General features: G+C 57.1%; 2 protein-coding genes. Both read right to left on the reverse strand.

Translation table 11 applies throughout. From position 1 onward, the window contains the following. Positions 1 to 49 precede the first annotated feature (49 nt). Complete coding sequence (locus LQV45_RS22145) at positions 50 to 898, reverse strand: hypothetical protein (RefSeq protein ID WP_230008846.1); 849 nt, start codon at positions 896 to 898, stop codon at positions 50 to 52. Between the two features lie 69 nt (positions 899 to 967). Continuing rightward, positions 968 to 3,319 (reverse strand): glycosyltransferase (locus LQV45_RS22150; RefSeq protein WP_230008847.1); only part of this gene is annotated, 2,352 nt, incomplete at its 5' end.

Below are 3,319 nucleotides of genomic sequence, written 5' to 3' on the forward strand. Positions count from 1 at the left end.
GATCTTCACCCCTGGTTTCCAGCTCCGCGAAGAAACTTCTGGACTATTTTTATCCGGGGCCCGCCAGGAGTCCTCCGTGTTTTGGCCCGAGCTTGAAGTGTCTGTCCCTGTGGCCGCTTCCGTCAAAACCAAACCCGTTGGAATCCTCTCCAAACCGTGGTGCAAGTCCCTCGGCAAGTATTGTCAGGAGGGAAACGACGAACGGAACATTGTAGTGGAGTGTCTGAAGATGATTTCGGGTCAGATCTGACGCTGTCGAGATGAGGCTGAAATTCGAGTAACGACGGAAATAAGGCAGAACCTCATCGAGATAATCTATGCAATGGGGATCGTACGGAGAAGTGATCAGGTATATGTTTCGATCTCTGTTGGAGTCGGACCGGACAACTTCTGGAACTAATGAATTCAGCCACTCGATGTCCGTCGCGAGCGTATTGCCGCTCATGTACTCGATGATCGCTGATCTTTTTCGATTCAACAGGTAGGAACCTATGGCGAGTTGGGGTGTTAGTGCCAAAATATTCTTGGCATTGCACCTAATTCCAAGACGCAGGGCGGCCGAACCACCCTTGGACATCCCCACCATCGTGCAATCGCTGCTGCTCAGACCCAGTTGATCTATTACTTCAGCGATGAGCTGCGAAACCGCCACCTCGATTTCGAAGTTACGATTCTCCGTCAGGTAATAGGAATACTCCGCGCCAAAGTTGTCGTAGATCCAAAGGAGATTGGCCCGGTTGTGGGCCAGCAGTGGACCGTCGTGGTCGAAGTCCAGCCAACTTCTATCGGCGCGGATGGAGGTAAATATGACAATGAGGTGCTTAGCCCCCTTCCGCGCGGCTCGAAACTTGAAGTTTACGGGACGCGCGGATGATGTATAAGGACTAACCAACTTCATGTGGACTTCTCATTCCTTCCGGGAACTTCGTTACTGACAGTATCGTGGTCGCGGCTTGCCGCAAGCCAATTAGACCCTGGCCGGGTCCCCTTCAGTGAGATTGTGGGTAAAGAACTGGCTCAGCGCGCTCGCAACGTAGGTCGAAGGATCAAAGTGTTCATGGGGAAGCTCGCCACGCTCGGCTGCTGCCAGACCCGCAAGCAGACCGTCCTCCGAGTTTTCCACAATCAGGCCGTAGCGGTCCTGCAGGACATCCCGCGGTCCAGGCAGCACGGTGCAGACAATCGAAACACCCAAAATCATGGCCTCGAAGAGGACCATAGGTTGGCCCTCATGGAGAGATGACAGGACGAAGCAATGGGCGTGCTTCAGCGCCGGGTACGGATTCGCCCGCTGGCCGGCCAGCCAGATGTAGTCGGAAGCCTTCTGGCCGACGATCAGTTTCTCGAGTTCATAGCGGAGGGGCCCGTCACCGACGATCATGAGCCTGGCTCCGGGATGGGAGTCGTGGAAACGCACGAAGGCCCTGATCAGTTTTCGATGGTCCTTTTCCGGGGACAACCGACCAATTGCGATGAAGTTGTAGAGCCCGCCTTCGAACCACTCGGCGATGTCGCCGTCGAGGGGTTCCGCGGCTCCCTTGTTAACCCGGCCCGGATCGATCTGGTTATCGCAGTGCGTGAACGCTGTGCTCTCGAGGGCGTAGGGTCCGGCCAATTCGCGGCGGTTCATGTCGGAAACGCTGGACGCCACAGAGATGAGCGCGTCGAAATCACGGTACAGCCGGAAGATGATTTCCAGCACGGGGAACTTCATCAGCTTTTCGTTCGCCATGTCGTTGTGCATGTAAATCGACTTATGCGCATGGTCTGGACCATAGGCCACCAAACTCGACCAGTACGGCGCATACCCGTCGAACTCGATGACCGAATCAAACTGGCTGTCACTGAAGATTCGACGGAATTCACGGGCAAAGGACGAGCGATAGATCTGCCACTGTGCCGCTGAGGGCAGGTCCAGGTTCGCCGTCAACTTTCGCGCGATCCAGCGTTCCTCCGGTGTGTGGGACTGGACACCGACCTTGCCGATGATCTGGACGTGGTCAGGCAGTTCCCTGAACTTTTCCAGCCTCGCGGGATTGGCTGCCAGGACTGCAGGTTCAACTACCAGGACGGCACGGAAGCGTGAGGTGTCCAGGCTGGAGACCAAGTTCCGAAAGGACGTTGCAATGCCGTTAGGGAGCAGTCCGTGGTGGAACAGGAGAGTGGTCTTCTCCTCGGCAGGTTCATCAGCCAGTCCGTCGGGGTCGTCCTCGAGGAAGAACCGGGCCACTCTCTTGGCGGAGTTTCCATCCTCCCAGGGGCAGAACTGATCCTTGGCAGCCAGATACCGAGGATCGGAGGCCGGGTCACTAGCCAGCGAATTCTGGATGCTTGCCGCGAGATCCGACCTTTCCCGCACGAGGGTGCCGGGCATCTCCTCCATGTCGAAGTAGAGACCGCGGTCCTGTGAGTAGTCGTCCAGATCGAACGTATAGAAGACGATAGGCCGGCCCGTCGGGAGGAAGTCGAAGAAGATGCTCGAATAATCCGTGATGAGCACGTCCACCGCGGAGAGCAGGTCATTCGTGTCGATATCACCGGGGACGATCGAGGAGCCAGCATCGAATCCGTCGAGGAGTCCCTCCGTGAGGCGGTGGGCCCGGAAGAACAAGTGATGGTTGGCTCCGCGCATGGCGGCGAGGTCTTCCTGAAGTTTGCTGGCGTCGACGAACCTGTCGTCCGAGGCGCCGCGCCAGGTGGGAGCGTAGAGAATCACCGGCTTCGAGTCATCCGCGGCGATGCCCAGCTGGGACCGCAATTGGAGGCGTTTGGATTCGTCAGCGTTTACCAGGCCGTCAATGCGTGGCGAGCCTGTGACAGCAATCTTGCCCCGGAAAAGGCCCTCGATGTCGTGGCGCTGGATCAAAGCCTGGGACGTGTGGCGGTTCGGACTCATGATGTGGGTTGACTGCAGGAAGTTCCTGGCGATGTTGGCATGGGCGACGGGACCGCCGGCCATATCCCGGCCCAGGGTCTTCAACGGTGTCCCATGCCAGGTGTTGAGGTACTTCTGGCCATCCTTGCGGATGAAATACGGCGGAAACGACACATTGTTCACGAGGTGTGCGGCTGAGGACAGGACTCTTTTGTACAAGTCCGAGTTTGTCTGGACAAACCTCACATTCTTTCGGCCCCGGAGACGATCGGGGATGTTTTCCTCATTGTTAATGGCCCAGTAGTGACTGAATTCCTCGTACCGCGGATCGGAGCAGACCTCGTCGAAAAGTGCCAGGGGGTGGCACCCTATGGAGGAGCCGTGGTTGCTTTCCCACAGTATGATTTTCGGCTCAAGCGGAAGGGTCTCGTAGTACTCAACGTA

It is taken from the genome of Microbacterium sp. Bi128, assembly GCF_918698205.1.

Excerpts from the sequence above, each read along its gene's own strand:
- LQV45_RS22145 (WP_230008846.1), bottom strand. The coding sequence starts at position 898 with ATGAAGTTGGTTAGTCCTTATACATCATCCGCGCGTCCCGTAAACTTC.